This is a genomic window from Streptomyces massasporeus (genome assembly GCF_014648995.1).
Taxonomy (GTDB): Bacteria; Actinomycetota; Actinomycetes; order Streptomycetales; family Streptomycetaceae; genus Streptomyces; species Streptomyces massasporeus.
Window position 1 is genome coordinate 112,895 of sequence record NZ_BMSE01000007.1, and the last position, 26,907, is coordinate 139,801.

Annotated in this window: 24 protein-coding genes; 10 read left to right on the forward strand and 14 right to left on the reverse strand. The window is 71.0% G+C overall.

Annotation, left to right across the window (positions count from 1 at the left end):
* Positions 1–2: 2 nt before the first annotated feature.
* From IE153_RS17925 to IE153_RS17950, 5 genes are all read left to right on the forward strand, one after another.
* Positions 3–1,337, forward strand: coding sequence for a sulfate adenylyltransferase subunit 1 (locus IE153_RS17925; RefSeq protein WP_189590687.1), 1,335 nt, complete (start codon positions 3–5; stop codon positions 1,335–1,337).
* Between the two features lie 222 nt (positions 1,338–1,559).
* Positions 1,560–2,666 carry an ABC transporter substrate-binding protein gene (locus IE153_RS17935; RefSeq protein WP_189590688.1) on the forward strand — a complete coding sequence of 369 codons (1,107 nt, stop codon included), beginning with the start codon at positions 1,560–1,562 and terminating at the stop codon, positions 2,664–2,666.
* A 39-nt stretch (positions 2,667–2,705) separates the two neighbouring features.
* Complete coding sequence (locus tag IE153_RS17940; protein WP_189590689.1) at positions 2,706–3,494, forward strand: ABC transporter ATP-binding protein; 789 nt, start codon at positions 2,706–2,708, stop codon at positions 3,492–3,494.
* Positions 3,481–4,377 (forward strand): ABC transporter permease, encoded by an 897-nt coding sequence (locus tag IE153_RS17945; RefSeq protein WP_189590690.1) that lies wholly within the window; start codon positions 3,481–3,483, stop codon positions 4,375–4,377. The genes IE153_RS17940 and IE153_RS17945 overlap by 14 nt, the downstream gene beginning before the upstream one ends.
* Before the next feature lie 5 nt (positions 4,378–4,382).
* A complete protein-coding gene (locus IE153_RS17950; RefSeq protein ID WP_189590691.1) occupies positions 4,383–5,123 on the forward strand; it encodes a sirohydrochlorin chelatase in 741 nt (246 codons plus the stop codon).
* A 4-nt stretch (positions 5,124–5,127) separates the two neighbouring features.
* Here the strand turns inward: IE153_RS17950 and IE153_RS17955 are convergent, their stop codons facing one another.
* Entirely contained in the window at positions 5,128–5,955 is an 828-nt protein-coding gene (locus tag IE153_RS17955; protein WP_189590692.1) for a GvpL/GvpF family gas vesicle protein, read from the reverse strand.
* Between the two features lie 297 nt (positions 5,956–6,252).
* On the opposite strand from IE153_RS17955, the gene IE153_RS17960 reads away from it, so the two are divergent.
* Positions 6,253–6,975 (forward strand): hypothetical protein, encoded by a 723-nt coding sequence (locus tag IE153_RS17960; RefSeq protein WP_229829035.1) that lies wholly within the window; start codon positions 6,253–6,255, stop codon positions 6,973–6,975.
* On the opposite strand, the gene IE153_RS17965 is transcribed toward IE153_RS17960, so the two are convergent.
* Both IE153_RS17965 and IE153_RS17970 read right to left on the reverse strand, forming a co-directional pair.
* On the reverse strand, positions 6,956–7,330 hold the full coding sequence (locus tag IE153_RS17965) for a nuclear transport factor 2 family protein (protein WP_189590693.1): 375 nt from the start codon (positions 7,328–7,330) through the stop codon (positions 6,956–6,958). The two genes, IE153_RS17960 and IE153_RS17965, sit on opposite strands and share 20 nt — an antisense overlap.
* Positions 7,323–7,871, reverse strand: a complete 549-nt coding sequence (locus tag IE153_RS17970; RefSeq protein WP_189590694.1) for a DUF1697 domain-containing protein — start codon at positions 7,869–7,871, stop codon at positions 7,323–7,325. Before IE153_RS17970 ends, IE153_RS17965 begins: the two co-directional genes overlap by 8 nt.
* A 340-nt stretch (positions 7,872–8,211) precedes the next feature.
* On the opposite strand from IE153_RS17970, the gene IE153_RS17975 reads away from it, so the two are divergent.
* Positions 8,212–10,467, forward strand: coding sequence for an MMPL family transporter (locus IE153_RS17975; protein WP_189590695.1), 2,256 nt, complete (start codon positions 8,212–8,214; stop codon positions 10,465–10,467).
* A 119-nt stretch (positions 10,468–10,586) separates the two neighbouring features.
* Here IE153_RS17975 and IE153_RS17980 read toward each other — a convergent pair whose 3' ends face one another.
* From IE153_RS17980 to IE153_RS17990, 3 genes are all read right to left on the reverse strand, one after another.
* Entirely contained in the window at positions 10,587–12,398 is a 1,812-nt protein-coding gene (locus tag IE153_RS17980) for a caspase family protein (RefSeq protein ID WP_189590696.1), read from the reverse strand.
* Entirely contained in the window at positions 12,395–12,787 is a 393-nt protein-coding gene (locus IE153_RS17985) for a hypothetical protein (RefSeq protein ID WP_189590697.1), read from the reverse strand. The genes IE153_RS17980 and IE153_RS17985 overlap by 4 nt, the downstream gene beginning before the upstream one ends.
* Before the next feature lie 185 nt (positions 12,788–12,972).
* The gene (locus IE153_RS17990; RefSeq protein WP_189590698.1) at positions 12,973–13,290 is read right to left on the reverse strand and encodes a hypothetical protein; all 318 of its coding nucleotides are present in this window, start codon (positions 13,288–13,290) and stop codon (positions 12,973–12,975) included.
* A 200-nt stretch (positions 13,291–13,490) separates the two neighbouring features.
* Here IE153_RS17990 and IE153_RS17995 point away from each other — a divergent pair, with 200 nt between their 5' ends.
* Positions 13,491–14,441, forward strand: coding sequence for a zinc metalloprotease (locus IE153_RS17995; RefSeq protein ID WP_189590699.1), 951 nt, complete (start codon positions 13,491–13,493; stop codon positions 14,439–14,441).
* Between the two features lie 243 nt (positions 14,442–14,684).
* Here the strand turns inward: IE153_RS17995 and mgt are convergent, their stop codons facing one another.
* From mgt to IE153_RS18015, 4 genes are read right to left on the reverse strand one after another with little or no spacing between them, the layout of a single operon-like run.
* Positions 14,685–15,887 carry a macrolide-inactivating glycosyltransferase gene (gene mgt, locus IE153_RS18000; protein ID WP_189590700.1) on the reverse strand — a complete coding sequence of 401 codons (1,203 nt, stop codon included), beginning with the start codon at positions 15,885–15,887 and terminating at the stop codon, positions 14,685–14,687.
* 44 nt (positions 15,888–15,931) lie between these two features.
* Complete coding sequence (locus IE153_RS18005) at positions 15,932–17,206, reverse strand: ABC transporter substrate-binding protein (protein ID WP_189590701.1); 1,275 nt, start codon at positions 17,204–17,206, stop codon at positions 15,932–15,934.
* Positions 17,206–18,039, reverse strand: a complete 834-nt coding sequence (locus IE153_RS18010) for a carbohydrate ABC transporter permease (RefSeq protein ID WP_189590702.1) — start codon at positions 18,037–18,039, stop codon at positions 17,206–17,208. Before IE153_RS18010 ends, IE153_RS18005 begins: the two co-directional genes overlap by 1 nt.
* Complete coding sequence (locus IE153_RS18015) at positions 18,036–18,998, reverse strand: carbohydrate ABC transporter permease (RefSeq protein WP_229829036.1); 963 nt, start codon at positions 18,996–18,998, stop codon at positions 18,036–18,038. Before IE153_RS18015 ends, IE153_RS18010 begins: the two co-directional genes overlap by 4 nt.
* Before the next feature lie 159 nt (positions 18,999–19,157).
* On the opposite strand from IE153_RS18015, the gene IE153_RS18020 reads away from it, so the two are divergent.
* Positions 19,158–20,024 carry a phosphotransferase enzyme family protein gene (locus IE153_RS18020; protein ID WP_189590703.1) on the forward strand — a complete coding sequence of 289 codons (867 nt, stop codon included), beginning with the start codon at positions 19,158–19,160 and terminating at the stop codon, positions 20,022–20,024.
* Between the two features lie 24 nt (positions 20,025–20,048).
* Here IE153_RS18020 and IE153_RS18025 read toward each other — a convergent pair whose 3' ends face one another.
* The 4 genes from IE153_RS18025 to IE153_RS18040 form a co-directional block, all read right to left on the reverse strand.
* Entirely contained in the window at positions 20,049–20,771 is a 723-nt protein-coding gene (locus IE153_RS18025) for a 3'-5' exonuclease (protein ID WP_189590704.1), read from the reverse strand.
* Positions 20,772–20,923: 152 nt separating this feature from the next.
* The gene (locus tag IE153_RS18030; protein WP_229829037.1) at positions 20,924–22,165 is read right to left on the reverse strand and encodes a DUF5919 domain-containing protein; all 1,242 of its coding nucleotides are present in this window, start codon (positions 22,163–22,165) and stop codon (positions 20,924–20,926) included.
* Between the two features lie 102 nt (positions 22,166–22,267).
* Positions 22,268–23,590, reverse strand: a complete 1,323-nt coding sequence (locus tag IE153_RS18035; protein ID WP_189590705.1) for a copper amine oxidase — start codon at positions 23,588–23,590, stop codon at positions 22,268–22,270.
* A gap of 58 nt (positions 23,591–23,648) precedes the next feature.
* A complete protein-coding gene (locus IE153_RS18040; protein WP_189590706.1) occupies positions 23,649–24,467 on the reverse strand; it encodes a Tat pathway signal sequence domain protein in 819 nt (272 codons plus the stop codon).
* Between the two features lie 181 nt (positions 24,468–24,648).
* On the opposite strand from IE153_RS18040, the gene glgX reads away from it, so the two are divergent.
* The gene (gene glgX, locus IE153_RS18045; RefSeq protein ID WP_189590707.1) at positions 24,649–26,823 is read left to right on the forward strand and encodes a glycogen debranching protein GlgX; all 2,175 of its coding nucleotides are present in this window, start codon (positions 24,649–24,651) and stop codon (positions 26,821–26,823) included.
* Positions 26,824–26,907 lie beyond the last annotated feature (84 nt).

The window sequence follows — 26,907 nt, forward strand, 5'->3', positions numbered from 1 at the left end:
AGATGAGCACCATCACCACCGAGGAACTCGCGGAAACGACGCTTCTGCGGTTCGCCACCGCCGGTTCCGTCGACGACGGCAAGTCCACCCTCGTCGGGCGGCTGCTGCACGACTCCAAGTCGGTCCTCACCGACCAGCTGGAGGCCGTGGAGCGCGTCTCGGCGAGCCGCGGCCAGGAGGCGCCGGACCTCGCGCTGCTGACGGACGGCCTGCGGGCCGAGCGGGAGCAGGGCATCACGATCGACGTGGCGTACCGCTACTTCGCCACGCCCCGGCGGCGGTTCATCCTCGCCGACACCCCCGGCCACGTGCAGTACACGCGGAACATGGTCACCGGCGCCTCCACCGCCGAGCTGACGGTGATCCTGGTCGACGCCCGCAACGGCGTGGTCGAGCAGACCCGCCGGCACGCGGCCATCGCCGCCCTGCTGCGCGTGCCGCACGTGGTCCTCGCGGTCAACAAGATGGACCTCGCCGGCTACGAGGAGAAGGTGTTCGCCGCCATCGCCGAGGAGTTCACGGCGTACGCGACCGAGCTGGGCGTCCCCGAGGTCACCGCGATCCCGATCTCGGCGCTCGTCGGCGACAACGTGGTGGAGCCCTCCGCCAACATGGACTGGTACGGCGGCCCGACCGTGCTGGAGCACCTGGAGACGGTCCCGGTCGCGCACGATCTGCGCCACTGCCACGCAAGGCTGCCCGTGCAGTACGTGATCCGGCCCCAGGGCCCGGACCACCCGGACTACCGGGGTTACGCCGGTCAGATCGCGGCGGGTTCCTTCCACGTCGGCGAGTCCGTCACGGTGCTGCCGTCGGGCCGGGCCTCGAAGATCTCCGGCATCGACCTGCTGGGCGAGCCGGTCGACGTCGCCTGGACGACGCAGTCGGTGACCCTCCTGCTGGAGGACGACATCGACATCTCGCGCGGCGACCTGATCGTGCCGAGCAAGGACGCGCCCGCGACCACGCAGGACATCGAGGCGACCGTCTGCCATGTCGCCGACGCCCCGCTGACGGTGGGGCACCGGGTGCTGCTCAAGCACGGCACCCGCACGGTCAAGGCGATCGTCAAGGACATCCCGTCCCGCCTCACGCTCGACGACCTGTCCCTGCACCCGCACCCGGGACAGCTCGTCGCCAACGACATCGGCCGGGTGAAGATCCGTACCGCCGAGCCGCTGCCGGTCGACTCCTACGCCGACTCCCGCCGCACCGGCTCGTTCATCCTGATCGACCCGAACGACGGCACCACCCTCACCGCCGGCATGGTCGGCGAGTCCTTCGCGGCCCCCGAGCCGGTCAAGGACGAGTCCGAGGACGACGGGTGGGACTTCTGACATGAACTCCCCCGACTTCTACTCGATGTTCGCCAAGGAGGGCGGCCGCGTCGGCAGCGGTGCTCTCGGCAGCGGGCAGGGCGGAGTGGCGCGATGTGTGCGCTGACGTACGCGCACTGCCTGCGCGCCCTCACCCCCCACCGCCGTAGACGAAAACCTGCCGACCTCCCGGCCACGACCTGAGAGACCGTGACCGCCGGGCCTCCGAGAGGACCACCTCCCGTGCCTGCTTCCTCCGCTCTTCGCCGCAGTCTCGCGGTCATCGCCGCACTTCCCCTGCTCACGCTGGCCGCCTGCGGTTACGGCTCCGAGGCCAAGGACGACGACGGTGCCGCCAAGGTCGCCGCCGGGGCGAAGAAGATCGACGGACTCGACTCCGTCAAGATCGGCTACTTCGGCAACCTGACCCATGGCACCGCGCTGGTGGGTGTGCAGAAGGGCATCTTCCAGAAGGCGCTCGGCGCCACCGAGGTCAAGCCGGCCATCTTCAACGCCGGTCCCTCGGAGATCGAGGCGCTCAACTCCAAGTCCATCGACATCGGCTGGATCGGCCCCTCCCCCGCCATCAACGGCTACACCAAGTCCGCCGGCAAGAACCTGCGCATCATCGGCGGATCGGCCTCCGGCGGCGTGAAGCTCGTGGTGAACCCGGACAAGATCAAGTCGCTGAAGGACGTCAAGGGCAAGCGGATCGCGACCCCGCAGCTCGGCAACACGCAGGACGTGGCGTTCCTCAACTGGGCCGCGGAGCAGGGCTGGAAGGTCGACCCGCAGAGCGGCAAGGGTGACGTCACGGTCGTCCGCAGCGACAACAAGGTCACCCCGGACGCCTACAAGTCCGGGTCGATCGACGGCGCGTGGGTGCCGGAGCCGACGGCGTCGAAGCTGGTCGCCGAGGGCGGCAAGGTGCTGCTCGACGAGTCGACGCTGTGGCCGGACAAGAAGTTCGTGATCACGAACATCATCGTGCGTCAGGACTTCCTGAAGGAGCACCCGAAGGTCGTCGAGGCCGTGCTCAAGGGCTCGGTCGAGACCAACAAGTGGATCAACGCCAACCCGGACGCGGCGAAGGCGGCGGCGAACAAGCAGCTGGAGACGGACTCCGGCAAGGCGCTGCCGGCCGATGTGCTGGACCCGGCGTGGAAGTCGATCCGGTTCACCGACGACCCGCTGGCCTCCACCCTCAACACCGAGGCGGAGCACGCGGTGAAGGCGGGCCTGCTGCAGAAGCCGGACCTGAAGGGCATCTACGACCTCGCGCCGCTGAACAAGGTCCTCAAGGCCGAGGGCGAGCCCGCGGTCGACGACGCCGGTCTCGGCGCGAAGTAAGCCCGCATCCGCATGAAGAGTTCCCAGGAGGTGACGACCATGGCCACGACCCTCGCCAAGGCCGCCGACGGCACCGAGTCGGCCACGCACGCCGCCCGGATCGAGCACGTGTCGAAGTCGTTCGCGGGCCCCGCCGGACAGCAGCTCGTCCTGGACGACATCACCCTCGACGTCGCGCCCGGAGAGTTCGTCACCCTCCTGGGGGCCTCGGGCTGCGGCAAGTCCACGCTGCTCAACCTGGTGGCGGGCCTGGACCGCCCCAGCGCCGGCGAGATCGCCACGGACGGCCGTCCGGCGCTGATGTTCCAGGAGCACGCGCTGTTCCCGTGGCTGACCGCGGGCAAGAACATCGAACTCGCCCTGAAGTTGCGGGGCGTGCCGAAGGCCGAGCGCCGGGAGCGTGCCGAGGAGCTGCTCGAACTGGTGCGGCTGAAGGGCGCGTACGGCAAGCGGGTGCACGAACTGTCGGGCGGCATGCGCCAGCGCGTCGCGCTGGCCCGGGCGCTCGCGCAGGAGAGCAAGCTGCTGCTGATGGACGAGCCGTTCGCGGCGCTGGACGCCATCACGCGGGACGTGCTGCACGACGAGCTGACCCGCATCTGGCGCGAGACGCAGGTGTCCGTCCTGTTCGTCACGCACAACGTGCGTGAAGCGGTGCGGCTCGCGCAGCGCGTGGTGCTGCTGTCGTCCCGTCCCGGGCGCATCGCGCGTGAGTGGACGGTCGGCATCCCGCATCCGCGTCGCATCGAGGACACCGCCGTGGCGGAACTGTCCGTCGAGATCACCGAAGAACTGCGTGGGGAGATCCGCCGTCATGGCCAGCACTGATTCGACGACCGTCGCCAAGGACGGCAACGATCTCGCCGGGCTGGAGGCGGGCCTCGACGCGTTGGAGACGCGGCAGACGGGCCGGACCCCGTTCCGGCAGACTTTCACCGAGAAGATCCTGCCACCCGTCCTCGCCGTCGCGCTGGTGCTGGCGGTCTGGCAGGCACTCGTCTCGTTCAAGGTCGTCGACGACCCGACGAAGCTGCCCGCGCCGTCCGCGGTGTGGGACGTCGTCCAGACCGCGTGGCTCCAGGGCGAGTTGCTCGGCTACATCTGGACCAGCGTCTCGCGCGGTCTGCTCGGGTTCCTCTTCGCCCTGCTGATCGGCACGCCGCTGGGCCTGATCGTGGCCCGCGTGAAGTTCATCCGCGCGGCGCTCGGCCCGATCCTGTCGGGCCTGCAGTCCCTGCCGTCGGTCGCCTGGGTGCCGCCGGCGGTGATCTGGCTGGGCCTGAACAACTCGATGATGTACGCGGTGATCCTGCTCGGCGCGGTCCCGTCGATCGCCAACGGTCTGGTCTCCGGCGTCGACCAGGTGCCCCCGCTGTTCCTGCGCGCGGGCCGCACGCTCGGCGCCACGGGCCTGAAGGGCACCTGGCACATCGTCCTGCCCGCCGCCCTGCCCGGCTACGTGGCGGGTCTGAAGCAGGGCTGGGCCTTCTCCTGGCGCTCCCTGATGGCCGCCGAGATCATCGCGTCCTTCCCCGACCTCGGCGTCGGCCTCGGCCAGTTGCTGGAGAACGGCCGCAACGCCAGCGACATGGCCATGGTGTTCGAGGCGATCCTGCTCATCCTGATCGTCGGCATCGCCATCGACCTGCTGATCTTCAGCCCGCTGGAGCGGTGGGTGCTGCGCAGCCGCGGCCTGCTGGTGAAGAACTGAGTCCCATGACCAACAAGCCCGTCCTCCTCGTCATCGCCCACGGCAGCCGCGACCCGCGCCATGCCGCGACGGTGCACGCCCTGGTGCGCCGGGTGCGCGCGACGCGCCCCGACGTACGGGTGGAGACGGGCTTCCTGGACTTCAACGTCCCCTCGGTACAGGGGGTCCTGGAGTCCCTGGCGGTGCAGGGCGTCCGCGACGTCGTCGCCCTGCCCCTCCTCCTCACCCGGGCGTTCCACGCGAAGGCGGACATCCCCGCGGTCCTCGCGGACGCGCCCCCGCAGCTGCGCATCCACCAGGCGGACGTCCTGGGCCCCTCCCCGCTGCTCATGGCAGCGCTGGAACGGCGCCTGTACGAGGCGGGCCTGACCCCCGCCGACAAGTCCTCGACCGGGGTCGTCCTGGCCTCGGCGGGATCCACCGACCCGGAGGCGATCGCAGTGATCGCAGAAATCGCGCGGGAGTGGCGGCACACCGGTTGGTGCGCCGTGCGGCCTGCGTTCGCCTCCGCATCCCTCCCCCGCACGCAGGACGCGGTCCGCGAACTCCGCGCACTCGGCTGCTCCCGGGTCGCCGTCTCCCCGTACGTCCTGGCCCCCGGCTTCCTCCCGGACCGCATCGCCCGGGGCGCGGCCGAGGCGGACGTCCTGGCGGATGTCCTGGGACCGGCGCCGGAGGTGGCGCGGGTGGTGCTTCAGCGGTACGAGGCGGCCCGGATGCCGCTGCCGGCGGCCGTGAGCGCCTGACGGGTCACGCCGCCGTCTCCTCGCGCGGTTCCGGCTGGAGGGCGAAGGAGTACGGGGCCCACGGGCCGGTGACCTCCACGCGGAGGCCGGGGACGCCCTGGGCGGCCGTGAGGATGCCCGTGCGGAACGCGGTGACCCGGTCCTTCGGGACGAGGTAGGCGTCGTTGCCGATGTTGGTGCCGGGGGCCGTGCCCGCCAGGCTGCCGCGTTCGGGGGTGTGGGTGACGCGGTCGACGGCGAGGGTCCCGGCCGTTTCGGTGAGGCGGGCGGCCGCTTGGACGACCGTACGCCAGGCCTCCTCGTTCCTGCGCTGTCTGCGGCGGCGGATCACCTGGTAGGCGCGCCCGACGCCGAGGCCCGTGACCGGGTCCTGCTCGGGGTCGGTGTCGGCCTCGGGCGGGGTGATGTCCGGGGCGGCGTAGAGCTTGACGCCGAGTTCGACGTGGCCCGTGAGGCGGTCGAGCAGGGAGAGGAAGTAGCCGCGGCGGGTGTCGAGGGCCTGCCGGGCGGTGTCCTCGTCGCGGTAGACGGTGGCGAGGCGCAGGGGCAGCACGGCGGCGCCGGAGGCCACCAGGGCGGCCACCACGGCGTGATGGGAGCGGACCGTGGACTCCAGCCAGTCCAGGTCGTCGAGGTGGGCCTGGAGGGGAGCGTCGTCGTAGTCGGCGGGCGGGACGTGGCCGACGGCGAAGGCGAGCGGCGGGCTGGTGACCGCCGGGTCGACCAGGTGGATCGGCTCCCCCGCGACACCGCGCAGGTGGGCCGCGGCCGCAGCGGCCTCGGGGGTGCGGCGCAGGACCGCGTAGGCGTAGACGAGGTTCGTGTCGCTCATGACTGCGGGCTCCTGTCGGTGGCCGTGCGATTCCTCTCGCGAGACTCCGTTCTCGTGCCGTCCGTCCCTAGGTACGCAGGGGGCGGCGGCGGTGTTCAGGCGAACGGCCGGCAGGTTGACCTTGCCCCGGGGGCAGGGCCGAGGGTCCTGGCATGGACGAGGACTTCTTTTCGCGGCAGACGCCGTACAGCGATCCCGGGGACTTCGACACGAGCGGGCTGCCCCGCGCACCGCGCCGGCTGGCCGCGCTGGTCAAGGGCCTGGTCATCCACCGCGGCGAGGGCGGGCTGTTCGGGTATGACGTGCCCGAGGAGCGGCTGCACCACGACGCCGAGTCCCGGTACGTCACGGAGATCCTGCGGATACTGCGGATCCTGCGGGAGCGCGGGAGCACGCCCCTCACCGAAGAACACCGGGCGCCCGGCGGGAGGTTCGTGGGGACACCGGGACTTCTCGCTCCTGCTGTGCTCGCTGCTGCGGGCCACGGGGACGCCGGCGCGTCTGCGCTGCGGGTTCGCCACCTACCTGGCCGACGGCTGGTACGAGGACCACTGGGTCACGGAGTACCTCGCCCCGGACGGCGTCCGGCGGCTGGCCGACGCGCAGATCCACAGCGGGTACGACGTGCCGTTCGACCCGATGGACGTGCCACGAGACGCCTTCCTGGTGGCCGGTGACGTCTGGCAGGCCTGCCGCCGGGGGCGCGTGGACCCCGAGACGTGCGGGCTGAGCTCCGTCGAAAAGCTCCGGGGCCTGTGGTTCGTGCACGGGAACGTGCTGCGCGACCTGGCCGCGCTGAACGGCGTGGAGCTGCTCCCCTGGGACGGCTGGGAGCCCTGGCTCCGCATGGGCACGCCCCTCACCGAGGACGCCCTCGCGGCGGCCGACGCGGTCGCCGCCGCCCGCTCCCCGGACGACCGGCAGCGGCTCTTCGCGGACCCGCGGCTGACCGTGCCGGCCGAGATCACGTCGTACACGCCCTACCTGGGGGACCGCCGGGTCACTTTGCCCGTTCGCTGAACGGGGTCGCCTGGTGGAAGTAGAGCAGCCAGCGGCCCTCCGTGCGCCGCCACAGCGAACTGCGGTGTGCGCGGCTGCCGTCGTACTCGGTGTCGTAGGTGAGGTGGACCAGGTCCGGGGCGAGCTGTACGCCTCTGAGGGCGGAGACGGCGACGGGCCGGGCGCCGGTCTCGGTGGTCGCGGCCAGGGAGGCGATGATGGCGGCCCGGCTCCAGTGCCGGCCGGAGGCGCCGAACTCGTGGAAGTCGGGGTGCAGCAGCGCCCCGACCCGGTCGGGCGAGCGGCGGACCTTCGGGGTGAGCAGGGCGAGTTCGCCCTCCATCGCGGACTCGACGGCCGGGTTGTGCTCAGGCACCGGTCATCTCCACGAGCTTGACGACCGTGTTCCAGTTGCGGGTGGTGGCGATCACGCCCTTGTTGATACGCGGTTTCGACAGGTGCTCGGCCAGCTTGGAGCGGCCCAGGCCGTTCGGGGCGTACAGGTACAGCGCCCGGTCGCCGAGGCGGAACTCCTCGGGGAGGTAGACCCCCTGGTCGATCTCCGCGAAGCGGTCGGGGGTGACGGGGGTGGAGAAGTAGGTGACGTGGAGCTGCTTGGGCTCCAGGTCGGCGGCCGGGAACGGGCAGGCGTCGGCGATCGCCCGCAGATAGGCGTGATCGCGCACGATCACGTCGACGCCGAAGCCGAAGTGCTTCTCGATGGCCCGCGCGATCTCACCGGCCAGCGACTCCTCGTCGCCGTGGCCGGAGGCGAACACCGCCTGGCCGCTCTGCAGGTACGTGCGGACGTCGTCGAGGCCGAGGTCCGCCAGGAGCGTGCGCAGGTCGGCCATGGGGACCTTCCTGCTGCCGCCCACGTTGATGCCGCGCAGCAGGGCCGCGTATGTCGTCGTCATCCGCTCACGATAAGGCGGCCGTCGTGCCCCGTGGGGGTGGGCACGACGTCCGCCGCGGGCAGCTGCCCGGCCCCGTAAATTACTCACCGGTCAATGCGGCGCACAACCGTTTACCCAGGATCCACACACCCGGGGAGCCGGACATGTCCGGCGATAGGTGTAAGGGACCACGGTCCGTGGAGGTCCTCCCCAGTGGGGAGAGGGCTCGCTCCATGGGGATGAGTTCCGGCTCCCCCACGTCACCGGGCAGCACGACGAGATGGCTTTATCCAGCCCATACCTTCGAAGCGAAAGGGGGCGGCAGGGGGCCGCCACCGCATCACGAGGGGGCAAGCCCGTCATGGGGAACGGAGACATACGGGTGCGGGGCCTCGCCGCCCGGGCCGGCGGCTGGAGCGCCCGGCACCGATGGGCTGCCGTCGGCATCTGGGTGCTGTTCGTCGTCCTGGCGATGGGGCTCGGTTCGGCCGCCGGCCGGGTCGACGTCAAGGACAGCGACCAGCTGAAGGGCGAGACGCACACCGCGGCGCGGATCGTCGAGGACGCCGGCATCGACGAGCCGGCCGGTGAGACCGTGCTGATCCAGGCCAGGGGCGGTGGTGACCTGAAGGCGACGGACCCCGAGTTCCGGGACGCCGTGGACGCGGTCGTGCGGGCCGTCGAGGGGACCGGCCGGGTCACCCACGTGACCTCGCCGTACGAGACGAAGACGATCTCGAAGGACGGCCGCAGCGCGCTCGTGCAATTCGACATGCGCGGCGAGTCGGACACCGCCGGTGAGCGGGTCGAACCGGTGCTGAAGGCCGTCGAGGGCGTCCAGCAGGATCACGAGTCGCTGCGGATCGAGGAGATCGGCGGCGCCAGCATGATGAAGACGTTCGACGACGCGTTCGGCGACGACTTCAAGAAGGCCGAGTACTCCGCGGTGCCGGTGGCCCTCGGCATTCTGCTCATCGCCTTCGGCGCGCTCGTCGCGGCGCTGCTGCCGGTGCTGCTGGCGATCACCGCGATCATGGCGACGATGGGTCTGATGGGCGTCGTCAGCCACGTCATGCCGATGAGCGACACCGCGAACTCCGTGATGCTGCTGGTCGGTCTGGCCGTCGGCGTCGACTACTGCCTGTTCTACCTGCGCCGCGAGCGCGAGGAGCGCGAGGCCGGCCGGGACGCGCAGACGGCCCTGCGGATCGCCGCCGCGACCAGTGGCCGGGCGATCGTGGTCTCGGGTGTCACGGTGTGCGTGGCGATGGCGGGCATGCTGTTCACCGGGCTCGCCGAGTTCGAGGCGATGGGCCTGGCCTCGCTGATGGTGGTGGCCGTGGCCATGGTGGGGTCCGTGACCGTGCTGCCCGCGCTGCTGTCGCTGCTGGGCGAGCGCGTCGAGAAGGGCCGTCTGCCGTTCCTGCGGCGGCGCAAGCGGAGCGGCGGCACTCAGGACAGCCGGTTCTGGACGGCCGTCCTGCGGCGCGTCCTGGCCAAGCCGGTGGTCGCCGTCGTCGTGGCGGCCGGTGCGCTGCTGGCCATCACGGCTCCCGCGCTCGGCATGAAGACCCAACAGCTGACCCTGGACCAGGAGTTCGGCGACTCGCTGCCCATCGTGCAGACGTACAACCGGCTCAACGACGCCTTCCCGGGCGGTTCCGAGCCGGCCGAGGTGATCGTCAAGGCGCACGACATCAACGCGCCGGAGGTGAAGTCCGCGCTCGCCGACTTCCGTGAGCGGGCGATCAGTTCGGGCGCCTCGCGGGGCCCGGTGGAGATCAAGCTGCACGACGCGAAGAACGTCGCGTTCGTCTACGTCCCGCTCGTGGGCGGTTCCGACCAGGACAAGGCGGGCGCGAGCCTGGACCTGCTGCGGGACGAGGTGCGTCCGGCCACGCTCGGCAAGGTCGACGGTCTCGAGGCGCCCATCACCGGGCAGGTGGCCGGGTCGAAGGACTTCAACGACCAGCTGGCGGGCGCCGTCGTCCCGGTGTTCGCGTTCGTCGTGGTCTTCGCCTTCGTCCTGATGCTGCTGTCGTTCCGTTCGCTGACCATCGCGGTCACGTCGATCGTGCTGAACCTGCTGTCGGTGGGCGCCGCGTACGGCATTCTCGTCGCGGTCTTCCAGCACGGCTGGGGCGCGTCCCTGGTGGGCGCGGAGGGCGTCGGCGCGATCATCACCTGGCTGCCGCTGTTCCTCTTCGTGATCCTGTTCGGCCTGTCGATGGACTACCACGTGTTCGTGGTCTCCCGGATCCGCGAGGCGCGGCTGCGGGGCCTGGCGACGAAGGACGCGATCCGGCACGGCGTGGTCACCACGGCCGGGGTGGTCACCAGTGCCGCGGTCATCATGGTCGCCGTGTTCGCGATCTTCGGAACACTGTCCATGCAGTCCATGAAGCAGATGGGCGTCGGCCTCGCGGCGGCGGTGCTCATCGACGCGACGATCATCCGTGGTGTGCTGCTGCCGGCCGTGATGGCGCTGCTCGGCGAGCGCAACTGGTATCTGCCGAAGTGGCTGCACCGGCTGCCGGACCTCACGCACGACGAGACGCCGCAGGCGGTCGCCGCACCGGCGGCGCGTGACGACGAGGGCGAACCCCTCAAGGTCTGATCGCCGCGGGGGCGTGGAAGGGCCCGTCGGTTGCCGGGGCAACCGACGGGCCCTTCCATGCCCTGCCGCCCAGCAGCTGTTCCGGAATGCCGACCCCGCTCCGGCGCAGCGTCAGGCGGTCACCACTGAGCGCTGCCCACCAGGTAGGCGATGCCCGCGAGGACGGCCAGGACCAGCGTGGGGATCGCCAGCCCCTTGGCGACCGAGGTCAGTGTCTGCGTACCGCTCGCCGCCTGCTTGGTGTAGTGCTCCCGCCGCGCGCCGAGATCGTGCCGGGCGAACGCGCCGGCGACCAGGGCTGCCGCACCGGTGATCAGACACACGATGAGCGGCGTGAGCGCTCCGTGCTCGCGGATGTTGTCCTCGACGTTGCCGGTCACCCCTGCGTCGGCCCGCGCCACGACGGCCACCACTCCCCGCTGGATGGTCATGAAGAGCATGGCGAGCGCCGTGACGGCGAGGGCGAGGGCGGCACCGGCAAGGGCGGGAGCGCGCCGGGACGGGGTCGTCCCGTCCGTTCGCTTCTGCTGTTCCGCGGTCTTGGGCGGCTCCTCGGGCTTGGACGGGATGCGCGAGGAATCGATGACCACCGTGCGCCGCTTGTCTTCCGGCCGGGGCTTCGGCGTTGTGGAGTCGTCCGAGACGTGCGGTTCGGGCTTCGGGGCACCGTCCGCCGGGGTCACCTCCGCCTCGACGTGGATCACGGACTCGTCGGCCACGCCCTTCAGCGCGATGTCGCCGGAGAGGCGCCCCGTGGCGGTCGTGTCGACGTGGACCTCCATACCGTTCCTGGTCGGATCGACCCGCAGCCACGGCTGTTTGGGCTGGACCACGCAGTGCCGGGCCAGCGGTGGGCCCTGCATAATCACGGACTGCTTGGGAGGCGTCGAGCCCCTCGGTATCCGGCCGAAGTCCAGGCGGTCCGGGGAGGGCGCCAGGCGGATCTCGCTCAGGGCGCCGGCCGCCAGATCGGCGAGCGGCTGGACTTCGTCGTGGGCGACCTCGCCCAGGTGCTGACGCGCCCCTTCCGCCACGGGCAGTTCGGGGCGCTGCAGTCGATGGCACAACTCCGTGACGGCGCCCTGCCGGGTCAGGAAGTCGTCGCTGTGCAGGGCCGCCCGCAGGGCGGACGGCGAGGGTATGGCGACGATCTTGATGCCGCCGCGCCGGCTGTGTGCCAGATGCAACTCCCCTTGCAGCTCCGCCGCCTTCTTCGGTGTCTGGTGGGGGTTCTGCTCCCGTACGTGTCGGTAGACGTACTCGTACAGGTCGTCGAGGGAGACGTTGCCGTCCGCGTCGAGGTCGGCCTCGCCGGTCTCCAGGCCTTCGACCACCGCGTGCGTGAACACCGAGGGCCGCGGCGCGGAGTTCTCGGCGAGTTCGTTGCCCTCGAAGGAGTACTCCATGGAGTCGGACGCGGTGATGACGGCCCAGCCCCGACCGCTGGCCGGCTCGTCCTTCGCGAACGACTCCAGGACGTTGACCTCTCCCGAGGCGCGCACGGAGGCCGAGCCACGGGAGAAGGCGCCGCCGTAGCAGCAGTCGAGGAACAGGACGCTGCGGCCCGCCCGGGTGCCGGACATGCAACCGCGGACGAACTGGGAGGCGACAGCCGTGGCGGCCAGCAGCGGGGGCTCGGTGTCGCTCGCGGCGAAGTACAGCTCGCCGGACTCGCTCTTGAGGCCGTGGCAGGAGAAGTGCAGCAGCAGCGTGTCGGCGCGGCGGCGGTCGTTGAAGAAGCCCTGGATGCGCCTGCGCATGAGGTCGGCCGAGGCGTTGTGCACGACCTCGACCTCGAAGTCGCCGATCTGCGGGTCGTGCAGCACCCGTTCGAGAGCCACGGCGTCCTGGGCGGGCGCCTCGAGCTTCTTGAGCCCTTGGTCGGCGTACCGGTCGTTTGCGATGATCAGCGCGTGTCTGGAATCCGTCATGTCTCGGCTCCGGCTCTGGAATGGCGCTCGACGAAGATCTTGAACGCCTCCGTGACCTGATCGTCGGTCGCCTCGGACACCTCCAGGACGTCGTCCCCCATCCGCAGGTGCAAGGACGGGTGGGTGTCACGGCGACGGCCCATCCACGACCGGATCACGGTCATCACCTGGTTCAGGGCGGTCGCCGAGCTGCCCAGGGTCACCAGCAGGGCACCGATCTGGGTGACGTCCACGGCCCGCGTTCCGGGCGGGGCCTCGCCATCGGGGAGCGTGGTGACGTCGTCCACGTCGAGATCGAGCAGTTCCTCGCGCAGATAGCCGGTCAGCTCCGCGACGCGCTCGGCTTCCGCGTCCTCTTCGGTGAGGAGGATGTGCAGTTCGTTCTCCACCGGGTCACCCCCTTGTTCGTCCGTCGGGGCGGCGCAGAGTCGGAGTGGCGGTGGGCTCTACGTCATCACTTACAGTTTCCGCTGCTCAGAGCGGGGTGGCAAGTCACCCGAGACGGCATGAAATTGACGACTCAACCGTATGGTTCCTCGTTCAACTTGGGATGGGCCAGGTTCACGAACGGGCCCTACACCAGCCGCCGCACCTGGAGCACCCGCTCGTCGCAGCGCACGATCTCCAGCTCCCGGTCCGGGCGGGCGCCGCCGAAGGAGAGCACGAGGTGACGGTCCGACACGAGCCGCCAGCGGCCGGGTACGGCGCCGGGGGCGTCACCGTGTCCCAGCGGGTGGTCGACGAAGCCGCCGTCGGGTGCGAACTCCATGCCGCGGCGGCCGCGCGCGGGCGGGAAGGGGAAGTCGTCCGGCCGGTAGACCCGCACGTCCTCGTGGTCCTCCTCGTAGGAGTGGAACCAGGAACGGAACAGGTCCGACGGGGGCTCTCGCATGACCCGGCCACCTCACTCGTGCAACGCCGTCCGTATTGTCTCTCTTGCACCAAGGTGCCTAGAATTATCAGTGTATGGGTTCGGAAGGTACGGGCAACCGACCGCTCCGCCCGACGTCGCCCGGCCCTCGCGACGCGTTTCAGACGCGCAGTTCCGCAGCCGCGTGCGCGGCACCATCCCGCTCCCTCGAAGGGCACGCCATGTCCGATGCGCAGGCATTCCTTCGCGCCACCTCGCCCGACTACAGCCGCTGGTGCGGCGCCATGGAGGTGCACCGCAGACTCCTCACCCTGAACCCGGAGTACGCCGAGAACCGGGCCCTGATCGAGAACACCGCGTTCGCCTACGAGTCGATGGAGCAGGTCACCGCCCGGCAGGGCCTGATCGACATCCCCGTCGTCGTGCACGTCGTGCACAGCAACCCCGAACAGAACGTGAGCGACGCCCAGATCCACAGTCAGATCGACGTCCTCAACCAGGACTTCCGCGCGAGCAACCCGGACGTGAGCAAGGTGCCCGCGGTCTGGCAGGACCTGGTGGCGGACGCGCGCCTGCAGTTCCACCTCGCCCGGACCGACCCGTTGGGCCGCCCCACGGACGGCATCACGCGCACCGAGAGCGCGGTCGACGACTGGGGCACCGACGACCTGGTCAAGTTCAGCCTGAGCGGCGGCCAGGACGCCTGGCCCGCGGACATCTACCTGAACCTCTGGGTCTGCCGGCTGCGCCGCGGACTGCTGGGCTACGCCCAGTTCCCGGGCGGCGCCGCCTCCACGGACGGCGTGGTCGTCACGCACACCGCCCTCGGGACCACCGGCACCGCCACGGCCCCGTTCGACGGCGGCCGCACGGCCGTGCACGAGATCGGGCACTGGCTGAACCTGCGCCACATCTGGGGTGACGACGACGAGGGGTGCAGCGGCAGCGACTTCGTGGCGGACACCCCCAACCAGGGCGGCGCGAACGCCGGTTCGCCCGCCTTCCCCCACGTGACGTGCGGCAACGGACCGGACGGCGACATGTTCATGAACTACATGGACTACACGGACGACGCCGCGATGTTCATGTTCACCAAGGGCCAGTCGGCGCGCATGGACGCCACGCTCGACAACGCCCGCCTGACCCTGACCCGCCAGGCCGTCGCGGTGTGACGACGGCCTGACGCGACAACGGCGGTCCTAGGCCGTGTCCGCATAGTCCCGTCGTTCGCCCGGAGGGCGGGCCCCGCGGCGTCTGGTGCGTGCTCTCGGCGTGCCGGGCGGAGTTCCTCGTACTGGATGTACTTGGGGCTTCGTCCGGTACGGCGAGTGGGGGTGCCCCCTGCTCGAGCGGAGTCGAGAGCTTGGGGGAGCGTGCCAGGCGTCGCGGGGCAGGCGGGACTTTGCGGACACGACCTAGGCCCGGGCCGCGGCCAGTTCGGCCTCGATGAGGTCGGCCGCGCGGCTGGTGCCGCCCTCCTGGGCCGTCTGCGCCTGGAGTTCCTTCAGGCGGCGGGCCACCTCCGGGTCGCCGGCCAGGGCGAGGGCCGCCGCGCGCAGGGTCTCCGCGGTCGCCTCCTCCGTGGAGATCCGGCGGGCGACGCCCAGGCCCTGGAGCATCTCCGCGTTGCCGAACTGGTCCACGGCCTGCGGTACGGCGATCATAGGCGTCGCGGTGGCCAGGCCCTCCTGGCTGCCGCCGGCGCCGGCGTGCGTGACGAACAGGTCGGCCTGCTTCAGGATCGCCGGCTGCGGCACCCAGGAGCGCACCTCGACGTTGGCCGGGACGTCCGCGAACTCGGCCGGGTCGACGTGCTTGCCGACCGAGAGCACCAGGTGCCAGCCCGGCAGGTCGCCGAACGCCTTGACGCACTCCCGGTAGAAGCCGGGCTGCTTGGTGAAGGCCGACCCGAGGGACACGAGCGCGACCTTCTCGGCGGCTGCCGGGCGCCGCCAGTCGCCCTCGGCCGTGCGGTCGCCCTGGCAGGCGCCGACGAAGGAGTACACGCGCTCGTCGACACGGTCCGCGTTCGGCTGGAGCGCCTTGGGGAGCAGGACGATCGAGCGGTCGGGCCGGCCCCCGAAGTCGTCGGGGTGCTGCGTGATCCCGTTCCCCTCGAGCCAGGCCTGGAAGCGGGCGTAGTAGGCGCGGCCCCGTTCGGTCTTCTTCGGCTCCTCCCACATGGGCCGGGCGACCTCCTCCTCGTACCCCTCCCAGGCGACCATGGCCGGCGAGAGGGAGACCGCGGGGACGCCCCAGCGGTGGGCGAGGACCCGGCCCGGGTAGCTGGCGATGTCGTGCAGCACGAGGTCCGGTTCGTCGCCCTCGTAGGCCTCGATCAGCTGCGGGAGGGCCTGGATCGCGTCGGCGAGGAACGGCTCCACGTTGTCCAGCAGGGTGCTCCCCCACGCCTCCGGGTCGTCGTCGGGGGAGGGCAGCGTCGAGTTCCAGGGCTTCACCTCGGCGCCGGTGTCCGCGACCTTGTCCGCGAAGACGGGCGGGATCGCGTAGGTCACCCGGTGGCCGCGTGCCACGAGCTCGCGGATCACCTCCAGGCTCGGGTTCACGTGGCCGTGGGCGGCGATGGAGAACATGGCGATGTGGGCGCGACTGGTCATGCGCCGACCCTACGCGAGACGAGACGTCTCGTGCAACATGCTCGTCAGCGCTGGTAGCGCGCCAGCACCAGGTTGCCGTCCTCCTCCAGCCGTCGGCGCAGCTCGTCGATGCCGATCGCTCCGCTGTAGTACTCCTGGAGCGCGGGGGTGGCGACCTTGTCCTTCCACTCGGGGTAGCCGCGGACGGACTGGGCCGGTGCCGGTCTCAGGTGCCCGGCGAGGGCCGTGCCGGTGGCCCAGCCGTCCTTCGTCCGGTGCAGGGCGGGGTCCTTCAGCGCTTCGGTGCCGGTGGGCAGCATCCAGTCGCCGAGGGCGAGGCGGACCATGTTCGGCGGCCTGAGGAAGAAGTCGAGGAACTCCGCGGCCTCCTTCTTGTGCGGGCAGTCCTCGGCGATGGAGAGGGTCTGCGGGCTGACGCCCTGGGTGAGTCCGGCGTCCCCCGCCGGGGCGGGCAGCACCTGCCAGTCGAAGCCCTTCGGGGCCTGCTGGACGATCTGCTGACGGTAGGAGAAGCCGAGCGGGACCATCGCGTACCGGCCCGCGAAGAAGCCGGGCAGCGTGTCGGAACCGCCACTGCCCAGGGTCGTGGGCGAGGCACTGCGGTCGGTGTTCGCCTGGGCGTGGACGGTGCGCGGCACCACCTGGTCGGCCGCCTGGAACCGCACCGTCACCTTGCCGTCCGCACCCCGGTGGAAGAGCCGCCCGCCCGCCGACAGGGAGAGGTTGAGCGTCGCGGAGACGGGTTCCTTCAGCGGCCAGGCCACGCCGTACGTCCCCCGGCCGCCGAGACGTTCGGTGATCCGGCGGAACTCGGCCCAGCTCCAGGGCTTCTCGGGGGTCGGGATCCGTACGCCGGACTTCCGCAGCCACGTCGCGTTGGCGATGAGCACGCGGGGTTCCTGGAGGAACGGCACGCCGTAGACGCCGTCCCCGAAGGTCGTGGCCTCCCAACTGCGCCGCGGGATGTCCGACTTCAGCCTCGCGGGCAGCAGGCCGGTGAGATCGGCGAGGTAGCCGCCGTAGGCGAAGTCCGCGAGGTCGTCGGAGGCGTCGTGGATGATGTCGGGTGCCTCGCCGCCCTCGAAGGCGGTGAGGAGCTGGTCGTGGACGCTGTCCCAGGAGCCCTGGACGTACTCCACCCGGACGTCCGGGTGGGTGGCGTTCCACTCCTTCACCAGGCGCTTGTTGGCCTCGACGGACTCCTCCTGCCAGGCGAGGGACTGAAAGCGCAGGGTGATCCGGCCGTCGTCGCGGGTGCCGCCGGAGGAGCAGCCCGCGAGCAGCAGCAGGAGGACCAGGGCGAGCAGGCGGGTGCGCATCAGCTCTTCACCGCCCCGGTGAGCATGCCGCCCGTGATCCGCCGCTGGATGAGCGCGAAGACGACGAGTGAGGGCAGTGTCGCGAGGAACGCCGCCGCCGCGAGCGGGCCGAGGTCGGCGACGCCCTCGGCGCCGATGAAGTGGGTGAGGACCACGGGGAGCGTCTGTTTCTCGGGGGTCTTGAGGAGCACCAGCGCGAAGAAGAACTCGTTCCACGCGGTGATGAACGCGAACAGCGCGGTCGCCACGATGCCCGGCGCGAGCAGCGGCGCGGTCACCGACACCAGCGTCCGCACCCGGCCCGCCCCGTCGACCGCCGCGGCCTCCTCCAGTTCGGGCGGCACGGCCCGTACGTACCCGGCGAGCATCCACAGCGCGAAGGGCAGCGCCCACACCACGTACACCAGCACCAGACCCGGCACGGAGTTGATCAGGCGGAGGTTCTTCAGCACGAGGAACAGCGGGATGATCAGCAGGACGAACGGGAAGGCCTGGCTGACCACCACCCACCCCGTCACGGCCTTCGCGAGCCGGGTGCGGCGGCGGGCGACGACGTAGGCCATCGGCGTCGCGATCAGCACGGCCACGACCGCCGCTCCCAGCGCCGCGAGCAGGGAGTTGAGGGCGGCGTGCAGCAGCGGCTGTTCGTCGAAGGCCTGCCGGAAGTTGGCGAGGGTGGGGTCCTCCGGGATCCAGGTCGGGTGCAGGCTGCCGAGCTCGCGCGGCGGCTTGAACGCGGTGGAGACCAGCCAGAGGAACGGGAAGGCGAGGAAGACGAGGTACGCGAGCAGCGCGATGTACTGGCCGGCGCGGGCCGGTGTGCTGGTCCTCATGCGTCGTCACCTCCCCTGAGCCGGCCGGCGAGGAAGACGGCCAGGGCGATCGAGATCACGGCCACCATCACGCAGCCCATCGCCGCCGCGTAGCCGAACTGTCCGTAGCGGAAGGCCTCTTCGTAGGCGAAGAGCATCGGCAGCCGGGTCCGGCCGCCGGGGCCGCCGCTGGTCAGCACGTAGACCAGGGCGAAGGAGTTGAAGTTCCAGATGAAATTGAGGGCGGTGATGGCGAGGGCGATGGGTTTCAGGGCGGGCCAGGTGACCGTGCGGAAGCGGCGCCAGGCGCCCGCGCCGTCGACCGCCGCCGCCTCGTGCAGTTCGCGCGGGGTGTTCTGCAGCCCGGCGAGCAGCGCCACCGTCGTCTGGGGCATGCCCGCCCAGACCCCGACGAGGATCACGGCGGGCAGCGCCGTCGCCAGTCCGCTGAGCCAGTCCCGGCCGCCGCCCAGACCGACGTCGCGCAGGGTCTCGTTGAGGATGCCCGCGTCGGGGTTGTAGACGAGCCGCCACATGATGCCGACGACGACCTCGGGCATGGCCCACGGGATGATCGCCAGCGCACGGGCCAGCCAGCGCAGCCGCAGGTCCTGGTTGAGCAGCAGGGCGAGGCCCAGCGCCAGGAGGAACTGCGGCACGGTGACGCCGACCGCCCACACCAGCCCGATCCGGAACGACTCCCAGAACAGCGTGTCGTGCAGCAGGTCCCGGAAGTTGAGGGCGCCGATCCACTGCGTGGGTGCGGTGCGGCCCGACTGGGCGTCGGTGAAGGCCAGCAGGATCCCGTACAGCAGGGGTCCGACGCTGAGGACGAGGATCGGGATCAGAGCGGGCAGCACCAGGAACCAGGCCCCGTGGCCGGCGGCGGGGCGGGGCCGCCCACCGCCGGGTCTGCGGCCGGCCTTTCTCGGCGGTGGCGAAGGGGGCGAAGGGGGAGAAGCCTCGGTCACCGTTGTCACGGAATCAGCCCCTTTGCACGCTCGGCCGGCCTGGTCATGCTCGTGAAGGCCGTGTGCCTCGTCAAGGCACCGCGTACGCCGCCCGACCTGTGCCGATGCGACACTGGCCGGTGGATGGCCGGAACCCGACGGTCGAAGCACGGACGACGGAGGCGGACGATGGACGAGGCACGGGCGCGGGACGTACTGGCCGCGGCAGGGGTGCTGCCGCCCGGTGCGGTCCGGGAGGCGCGACTGCTCGCCCTGGGCGAGAACGCGGTGTTCGCCGCCGGTGACCTGGTCGTCAAGGTCGGCCGTGACGCCGAACTCCTGGACCGGGCGCGCCGCGAACTGGACATCGCGGTGTGGCTCGCCGAGGCGGGCGTGCCGGCGGTGCGTGCGGCCGAGCCGAAGGCGCTGCTGGTCGACGGGCATCCGGTGACGGTGTGGCATCGGCTGCCGGACGCCGTGCGGCCCGCCGAGCCGCGGGATTTGGCCGAACTGCTGCGGGTCGTGCATGCCACTGCCCTGCCTCCCTTCGCACTCCCGGCCCGCGATCTGCTGGGCGGGGTGGAGCGGTGGCTGCGGCTCGCGGGGGATGCGATCGATCCCGCGGACGCGGCCTATCTGCGCGAGCGGCGGGACGGGTTCGCCGCTCGGGCCGCCGCGCTCACACCACACCTGCCGCCGGGGCCGATCCACGGGGACGCGCTGCCGCGCAATGTGCACGTCGGACCCGACGGGCCCGTGCTGGTGGATCTGGAGACGGTGTCCGCGGACCTGCGCGAGCACGATCTCGTGGTGATGGCACTGTCACACGACCGGTACGGGTTGCCGGACGAGGCGTACGCCTCGTTCACGGAGACCTACGGATGGGACGTACGCGGATGGGCCGGCTGCGGTGTGCTGCGCGGGGCCCGGGAGACGGCAAGTTGCGCCTGGGTCGCCCAGCACGCGCCCAGCAACCCGAAGGCACTGGCCGAGTTCGAGCGGCGGGTGCGGTCGCTGAGGGACGGGGACGAGACCGTGCGGTGGTATCCGTTCTGAGCGACCGGCCCGCCTGACGCCGGCTCAGACCGGTTCGTCCGCCAACTCCCGCAGAGGCCACGTCCCGTCGATGGAGGCGGTCGGATCGCCCTTGCCGCGCAGGAAGCTCTGGAAGTCCGCCGCCCACTGCGCGTACCACTCGATCTGGCGGTGGTGCAGGGCCGCCGGGCCGAGCATGGCGATCTTGGGGTGGCGGTCGGCTATCGCCCCGGCCAGCCGGGCCGCCGCCAGGGCGTCGGCCATGGCGTCATGGGCGGTGTCGAGGACGACGCCGTACTCGGCGCAGACCGCTTCGAGGTTGCGTTTGCCGCGGCGGTAGCGGTCGACCCAGCGGTCGATGGTGTAGGGGTCGATGACCGGCGCCGGGTCCACGCCGCCCAGGCGATCGCGCAGGGACGGCAGTCCGTGGCGCCGCAACTCCGCGGAGAGCAGGGTGAGGTCGAAGGTCGCGTTGTAGGCGACGACCGGCACGCCCGTCTTCCAGTAGGAGGTGAGGACGTCGGCCAGGGCGTCCGCCACCTGGTCGGCCGGTCCGCCCTCGGCCGCCGCGCGCTCATTGCTGATGCCGTGCACCGCCACCGCGTCCTCGGGGATCGGCACTCCCGGGTCGGCCAGCCACTCCCGGCGCCCGATCGGCTCCCCGTCCCTGACCTCGATCACGGCCCCCGTGACGATGCGCGCCTCGCGCGGATCCGTGCCCGTCGTCTCCAGGTCGAAGCCGACCAGCAGCTCCCGGTGCCAGCCCATGGGCGGTCCCCCTTCTTGTGGTGCGTTCCCCCAGTGGTCTCCACCTTCCCATGCACCACTGACAATCGAAGGACCGCGCTCCGCTTACCCCCGCCGTCGTTCCGCTCAGCCCCGGCAGCGGACCGGAGAACCACCGCTCACCGGGGCACAGTTCAGGACACCGGCCGCGAATCCGCCCACATCACCTCGAACTCCTCGCGGTACGTGGGGAACAGGCCGCTTTCGTCCGCCTCGCCCGACTTAACCACCTTGCTGCCGTTGCGCAGCACGAACACCGGTGCTTCCATGCCCCGGGTGCGGCGCAGATAGCTCTGCACGACCGCGATGCCGTCCGCACCGTCGCCGTCCACCAGGTACGCCGTGAAGCGGGGCGTCTCGTCGAAGACCTGGATCTCGAAGGCAGCCGGGTCGCGCAGCCGGGCCCGCACCCGGCGCATGTGCAGGATGTTCATCTCGACGGCCCGGCTGAGCTCGCCGCGCCTGATGCCGAGCTCCCGCTCGCGGCGCTTGACCGCGCTGGAGGCCGGGTTGAGGAACAGCAGCCGCACCCGGCAGCCGGACTCGGCCAGCCGCACCAGGCGCCGGCCGGAGAAGTTCTGCACGAGCAGGTTGAGGCCGATGCCGATGGCGTCGAGACGGCGGGCGCCGCCGAAGATGTCCTCGGCCGGGAACTGCCGCATCAGCCGCACCCGGTCCGGGTGGACGGCGACCACGTCGGCGTACCGGTCACCGACCAGGTCCTCGACCGCGTCGACGGGCAGCCTGCGCGCCGAGGGCACGTCACCGCCCGCGCCGAGCATCTCCAGCAGCCGGGCCGAGGCCCGCTCGGCCTGGTTCAGCACGGCCTCGGACAGGGCGCGGTTGCGGGAGACGACGTTCCGGGTGACCTCCAGCTCGTCCAGGGCGAGCTCGACGTCCCGGCGGTCGTCGAAGTACGGCTCGAAGCAGGGCCAGTGCTGCACCATCAGCTCGCGCAGCTGCGGCAGGGTGAGGAAGGAGAGCACGTTGTCGTCGGCCGGGTCGAGCAGATAGCCCTTGCGGCGGCTGACCTCGCGGACCGCGACCGCGCGCTGCACCCACTCCTGGCCGGCCGGCCCGGCGGCGGCCACCACCCAGTCCTCGCCGTGCACGGGTTCGTAGACGGGCCGCAGCACGGCGGCGACGACCGCCCGCAGCCGCTGCTCGACGAGGTTCAGCCAGATGTAGGCGCGGCCGGCCCGCTGGGCGCGGGTGCGCACCTCGCGCCAGGCGTCGGCGTCCCAGTCCAGCTCCGGGCCGATCGAGCCCGTCGCGTCCATCGGCCGCGCCAGGGACACGGCACCGGTCGGGACGTCAGTGGAGTTCCCCTCGTGACCCTCGTCACCAGGGGGCAGCTCCAGCCCTCCCGAGCCCACCCGCGCACCGCCTTCCGCTCCCCCGAGCACTCCCCTTGTCAACGATCAAGGAAGGGTACTCCGGGAGCGGTCGGCGGTGCAGCCGGATGGGCAGGGTAGTTCTCAACTCCGGGGCCGCCAGTGCCCGTTCTGCCAGCCGAGCTCGGCCGGAGTGAGCGGATTCATAGCGGTGACGTCGCGCGGGGCGATGGAGAAGCCCTGCCAGTGGACGGGCATGGGCTGCTGGTCCTCGTCCCGGGCTATGTGGTGGAAGCCGATGTTCATCCAGACCACCGGGTGGGTCAGGGCCTGGCCGTTGACCCACTCGTCCACGGATTTACCGGCTCCGGCCCCGCAGTTGCCGGGGTTGTGGCTGGCGAACAGCTCGCACTTGTTGTACTGCGTGACGTACAGGTCGTGCTTGGTGTAGCTGCGGCCCGGGTACTTGGTCGTGGGTCCGGGGACGATCTCGTAGGAGCGCGCGTGTCCGTCCTTGTTCTTGCCGGTCGCGCTGACCATGCGCCACCAGCGGTAGGCCTTGCTGTCGCCGGCCAGTTCCTTGGTCACCTTGGTGCGGGTGGTCTTGGTGGTGGGGGCGCGCTGGCCCCGGGTGGGCGCGCTGACGGTGGAGTCGTACTGCTCGACCTTGTTCTTGGTGGAGCCGTCCAGGGCGAAGTCGAGCCGCCAGAAGGCGTTGTGGCTGTGGCTGGTGGCCTTGGCGCTCGCGCCCTTGCCGATGGGCCAGCCGCGGCCGTCGCCGGCGTCGTAGTCGTCCCAGGAGAGGCTGCCGGTGGCGCCGACGTTCATGGTGATGGTGCCGTCGTCCTGGAAGCGCCATTCGGTCATGTACTCGTACCAGCCGACCTGGTTGACCGTGTAGACGAGGAGGTCCTTGCCCTCGGTCTGGAAGACCTTGTTCGCGGTGTCGCCCTGCATGCGGTAGGCGTGGCCGCGGGAGCGGGTGGTGGTGCACAGGCCCTTGACGTTCGGGTCCTCGTTCCAGGAGTCCGGGACCTTGACCGTCTTGATGGTGCCGCCGGGGCACTCGCCCGGCGCCAGGTTCATCAGGCCCTGGGCGAAGTCGAAGCCGGTGAGGTCGTCGTACTCGATGTTGCCGTCGTCGTACGGGACGTGGATCTGACCGAGGCGGGCGCTGTTGAGGACCTTGATCTGTTTGGGTTCGCCCTTGGGCTGGTACGAGATGTTCTCCAGCACGAGGCCGGCCTTGCCGTCGTAGCGCCAGCACATCCGCCAGGTGGTGCCGGTGGAGAGCTTCTGCTCGATGCGGTAGGCGGTGCTGCACTCGGCGGCCGCGGGGGCGGCGGGGGCGGCCTTCGGCTGGGCGGTGGCCGGTCCCGCGCCGGCCGTGGCGCCCGCGGCCAGCGCGGCCACGGTCAGGCCCACGGCGGCCCGGGTGCGGGCCCTGGTGTTGCTGTTCACGCGCATGACGAGATGACTCCCTGACGAGGAGGAGCGAGGTGGACGGGTGAGCGAGGAGGGCGGGTCAGCGGTCGAGCCGGGCGACCTTGCGGGCGCTCAGGTCGATCACCAGGGACCGGGCGTCGACCCACGGACCGTTCTTGACCTTCGGGAACAGCCGGACGCAGCGGTGCTCCCCGCACCGGTCGAGCACGGCGGGCTGGGCACCCGGCGCTGCGCGGTAGACGGCGCCGCTGAGCTGGAGCTGGTCCGGGCCGGTGAGCGCCTTGCCGGTGGCGTCCTCGTAGTCCGCCTTCAGGCCCGAGCCCAGCGGGTCGGCGATCAGGAGGGCGGCCGCCTCGGCCTTCTCGGCGCGGCTCAGCGGCGGCTGGACGCCGTGCTGGGTGTCGCTGTGCACCACCTCGCCGGTGCCGAGATCGACGGTCCGGGTCACGAGAGTGTCGTCCCGGTAGTCGTAGAACGTCACGTCGGCGCGCCGGGGCGCGTCCGGCCTGCCGACCTCGTCGGCCTCGGGTTCGGCGAGGTCGACGCCGAGCCGCTGCGGGCCGCGGTCCCCGTCGACGCTCTCACTGCTGCGGAACAGCTGCTTGCTGAGGGCGACCTTCTCGACCCGCTTCAGCTCGTCGTCGGTCAGCGGGTCACGGCCCTCGCCCTTGTGCCCCTCGGCAGGGGCCGCCTCCACGACGCCCGGCGACACGGCCCGGCCGCCCGCGCCCGCCGCCGCGCCGGCCTCCTTCGGGACGGCCTGCCCCGCCCGGGTCCCGCTGTCGTCCGCCCCCGCCGTGCCCGGCAGGGTCACCGCCACCATCACGGCGGTCCCGGCCACCGCGATGGCGGTACCGGCCACCACCTTCCCCAGGTGGCGGTGCACTGTCTTGCGCACGTCTTTCCCCCTACTCCCCCACAGCCCCGGGAGTATGTGATTGCCCCAATGGATTGGCATACCGCGTATGCACTGGTCACTCGGTAAGAGGGAGATAAGTCATAGGAGGTTCCCTCACTTTCGGGGAGACTCGGGACCAAGGCGTCCCCACCGGCGCCGCACACCTGAAAGAGTCGTATCCATGCAGGTCTGGCCTGGCGAGGCGTATCCACTCGGTGCCACGTACGACGGCGCCGGTACCAATTTCGCGGTCTTCACGGAGGCCGCGGACCGAGTAGAGCTGTGTCTGCTGCACGACGACGGCTCGGAGACGGCGGTCGAGCTCCGCGAGAGCGACGCGTTCGTGCGGCACGCGTACGTGCCCGGCATCATGCCGGGGCAGCGGTACGGGTTCCGCGTGCACGGCCCGTACGCGCCCGAGCGCGGGCTGCGCTGCAACTCCGCGAAGCTGCTGCTCGACCCGTACGCGCGTGCGATCAGCGGTTCGATCCGCTGGGGCGAGGAGGTCTACGGCTACCACTTCGACGATCCCGACCGGCGCAACGATCTCGACTCGGCGCCGCACACCATGACGTCGGTCGTGGTCAACCCCTACTTCGACTGGGGCGACGACCGGCGCCCGCGCACCGAGTACCACCACACGGTGATCTACGAGGCCCACGTCAAGGGCCTCACCATGCGGCACCCGGGCCTCCCGGAGGAGCTGCGCGGCACGTATGCGGCCCTCGCGCACCCGGCGATCATCGAGCACCTCACCGAGCTCGGGGTCACCGCCCTGGAGCTGATGCCCGTCCACCAGTTCGTGAACGATCACCGCCTGGTCGACATGGGCCTGAACAACTACTGGGGCTACAACACCATCGGCTTCTTCGCCCCGCACAACGCCTACGCGTCCTGGGGCGACCGGGGTCAGCAGGTGCTGGAGTTCAAGTCGGCGGTCAAGGCGCTGCACGAGGCCGGGATCGAGGTGATCCTCGACGTGGTCTACAACCACACCGCCGAGGGCAACCACCTGGGCCCGACGCTGTCCTTCAAGGGCCTGGACAACTCGCGCTACTACCGGCTCACCGACGACCCCCGCTACTACATGGACACGACCGGGACCGGGAACTCCCTGCTCATGAGGTCCCCGCACGTGCTCCAGCTGATCATGGACTCGCTGCGGTACTGGGTGACGGACATGCACGTCGACGGGTTCCGCTTCGACCTGGCCGCGACGCTGGCCCGGCAGTTCCACGAGGTGGACCGGCTGTCGTCGTTCTTCGACCTGGTGCAGCAGGACCCGGTGGTCTCTCAGGTGAAGCTGATCGCCGAGCCGTGGGACGTGGGCGAGGGCGGCTACCAGGTGGGCAACTTCCCGCCGCTGTGGACCGAGTGGAACGGCAAGTACCGGGACACCGTGCGCGACCTGTGGCGGGGCGAGCAGCGCACCCTCGCGGAGTTCGCCTCGCGGCTGACCGGCTCGTCCGACCTGTACCAGGACGACGGGCGCCGCCCGCTGGCCTCGATCAACTTCGTGACCTGCCACGACGGCTTCCCGCTGCACGACCTGGTGGCCTACAACGACAAGCACAACGAGGCCAACGGCGAGGACAACCGGGACGGCGAGAGCCACAACCGGTCCTGGAACTGCGGGGCCGAGGGCGAGACCGACGACCCGGACGTGCTGAGGCTGCGCGCCCGGCAGATGCGGAACTTCATCGCGACGCTGATGCTGTCCCAGGGCGTGCCCATGATCAGCCACGGCGACGAGTTCGCCCGCACCCAGCGCGGCAACAACAACGCCTACTGCCAGGACAACGAGCTGGCCTGGGTCGAGTGGCCGCAGGAGGAGGACGCGCAGGACGGGGATCCGGAGGGCGGGGACGCGAAGGACGGGGACGTGCGCGGCGGGCCGAGCAAGGAGCTGCTGGGCTTCACGCGCGCGATGGTGTGGCTGCGCCGCAACCACCCGGTCTTCCGCCGACGGCGCTTCTTCCACGGCCGGCCCGTGGAGGGCACCCACGACGACCTGTCCGACATCGCCTGGTTCACCCCGGACGGCCGGGAGATGACCCAGCGGGACTGGGACTCGGCGCAGGCGTCGGCGCTGACCGTGTTCCTCAACGGCAACGCGATCTCCGAGCCGGGCGCACGCGGGGAGCGCATCAGCGACGACTCGTTCCTGCTGATGTTCAACGCCTCGCCCAAGCCGCTGGAGTTCGTGGTTCCGGTCAATCACGGGCGGCAGTGGGAGGTCGTGGTCGACACGGCCCTCCCGACCGGCGTGCCCTCGGAGACCGGCCCGAAGGTGCAGGCCGGGGACCGGCTGACCCTGCCGGACCGCAGCATGACGGTGCTCCAGCGGCCCGTCTGACCGCTCGGCGCGTGCGCGTCGCCCGGAAGCCACTCGTCCGGGCGACGCGCGACGCAGCTGGCGCGGGGGATGACACGAACGGCG

Excerpts from the sequence above, each read along its gene's own strand:
- IE153_RS17925 (WP_189590687.1), top strand. The coding sequence starts at position 3 with ATGAGCACCATCACCACCGAGGAACTCGCGGAAACGACGCTTCTGCGG.
- IE153_RS17940 (WP_189590689.1), top strand. The coding sequence starts at position 2,706 with ATGGCCACGACCCTCGCCAAGGCCGCCGACGGCACCGAGTCGGCCACG.
- IE153_RS17945 (WP_189590690.1), top strand. The coding sequence starts at position 3,481 with ATGGCCAGCACTGATTCGACGACCGTCGCCAAGGACGGCAACGATCTC.
- IE153_RS17950 (WP_189590691.1), top strand. The coding sequence starts at position 4,383 with ATGACCAACAAGCCCGTCCTCCTCGTCATCGCCCACGGCAGCCGCGAC.
- IE153_RS17955 (WP_189590692.1), bottom strand. The coding sequence starts at position 5,955 with ATGAGCGACACGAACCTCGTCTACGCCTACGCGGTCCTGCGCCGCACC.
- IE153_RS17960 (WP_229829035.1), top strand. The coding sequence starts at position 6,253 with ATGACGTGCCCGAGGAGCGGCTGCACCACGACGCCGAGTCCCGGTACG.
- IE153_RS17970 (WP_189590694.1), bottom strand. The coding sequence starts at position 7,871 with ATGACGACGACATACGCGGCCCTGCTGCGCGGCATCAACGTGGGCGGC.
- IE153_RS17975 (WP_189590695.1), top strand. The coding sequence starts at position 8,212 with ATGGGGAACGGAGACATACGGGTGCGGGGCCTCGCCGCCCGGGCCGGC.
- IE153_RS17980 (WP_189590696.1), bottom strand. The coding sequence starts at position 12,398 with ATGACGGATTCCAGACACGCGCTGATCATCGCAAACGACCGGTACGCC.
- IE153_RS17990 (WP_189590698.1), bottom strand. The coding sequence starts at position 13,290 with ATGCGAGAGCCCCCGTCGGACCTGTTCCGTTCCTGGTTCCACTCCTAC.
- IE153_RS17995 (WP_189590699.1), top strand. The coding sequence starts at position 13,491 with ATGTCCGATGCGCAGGCATTCCTTCGCGCCACCTCGCCCGACTACAGC.
- mgt (WP_189590700.1), bottom strand. The coding sequence starts at position 15,887 with ATGACCAGTCGCGCCCACATCGCCATGTTCTCCATCGCCGCCCACGGC.
- IE153_RS18005 (WP_189590701.1), bottom strand. The coding sequence starts at position 17,206 with ATGCGCACCCGCCTGCTCGCCCTGGTCCTCCTGCTGCTGCTCGCGGGC.
- IE153_RS18010 (WP_189590702.1), bottom strand. The coding sequence starts at position 18,039 with ATGAGGACCAGCACACCGGCCCGCGCCGGCCAGTACATCGCGCTGCTC.
- IE153_RS18020 (WP_189590703.1), top strand. The coding sequence starts at position 19,158 with ATGGACGAGGCACGGGCGCGGGACGTACTGGCCGCGGCAGGGGTGCTG.
- IE153_RS18025 (WP_189590704.1), bottom strand. The coding sequence starts at position 20,771 with ATGGGCTGGCACCGGGAGCTGCTGGTCGGCTTCGACCTGGAGACGACG.
- IE153_RS18035 (WP_189590705.1), bottom strand. The coding sequence starts at position 23,590 with ATGCGCGTGAACAGCAACACCAGGGCCCGCACCCGGGCCGCCGTGGGC.
- glgX (WP_189590707.1), top strand. The coding sequence starts at position 24,649 with ATGCAGGTCTGGCCTGGCGAGGCGTATCCACTCGGTGCCACGTACGAC.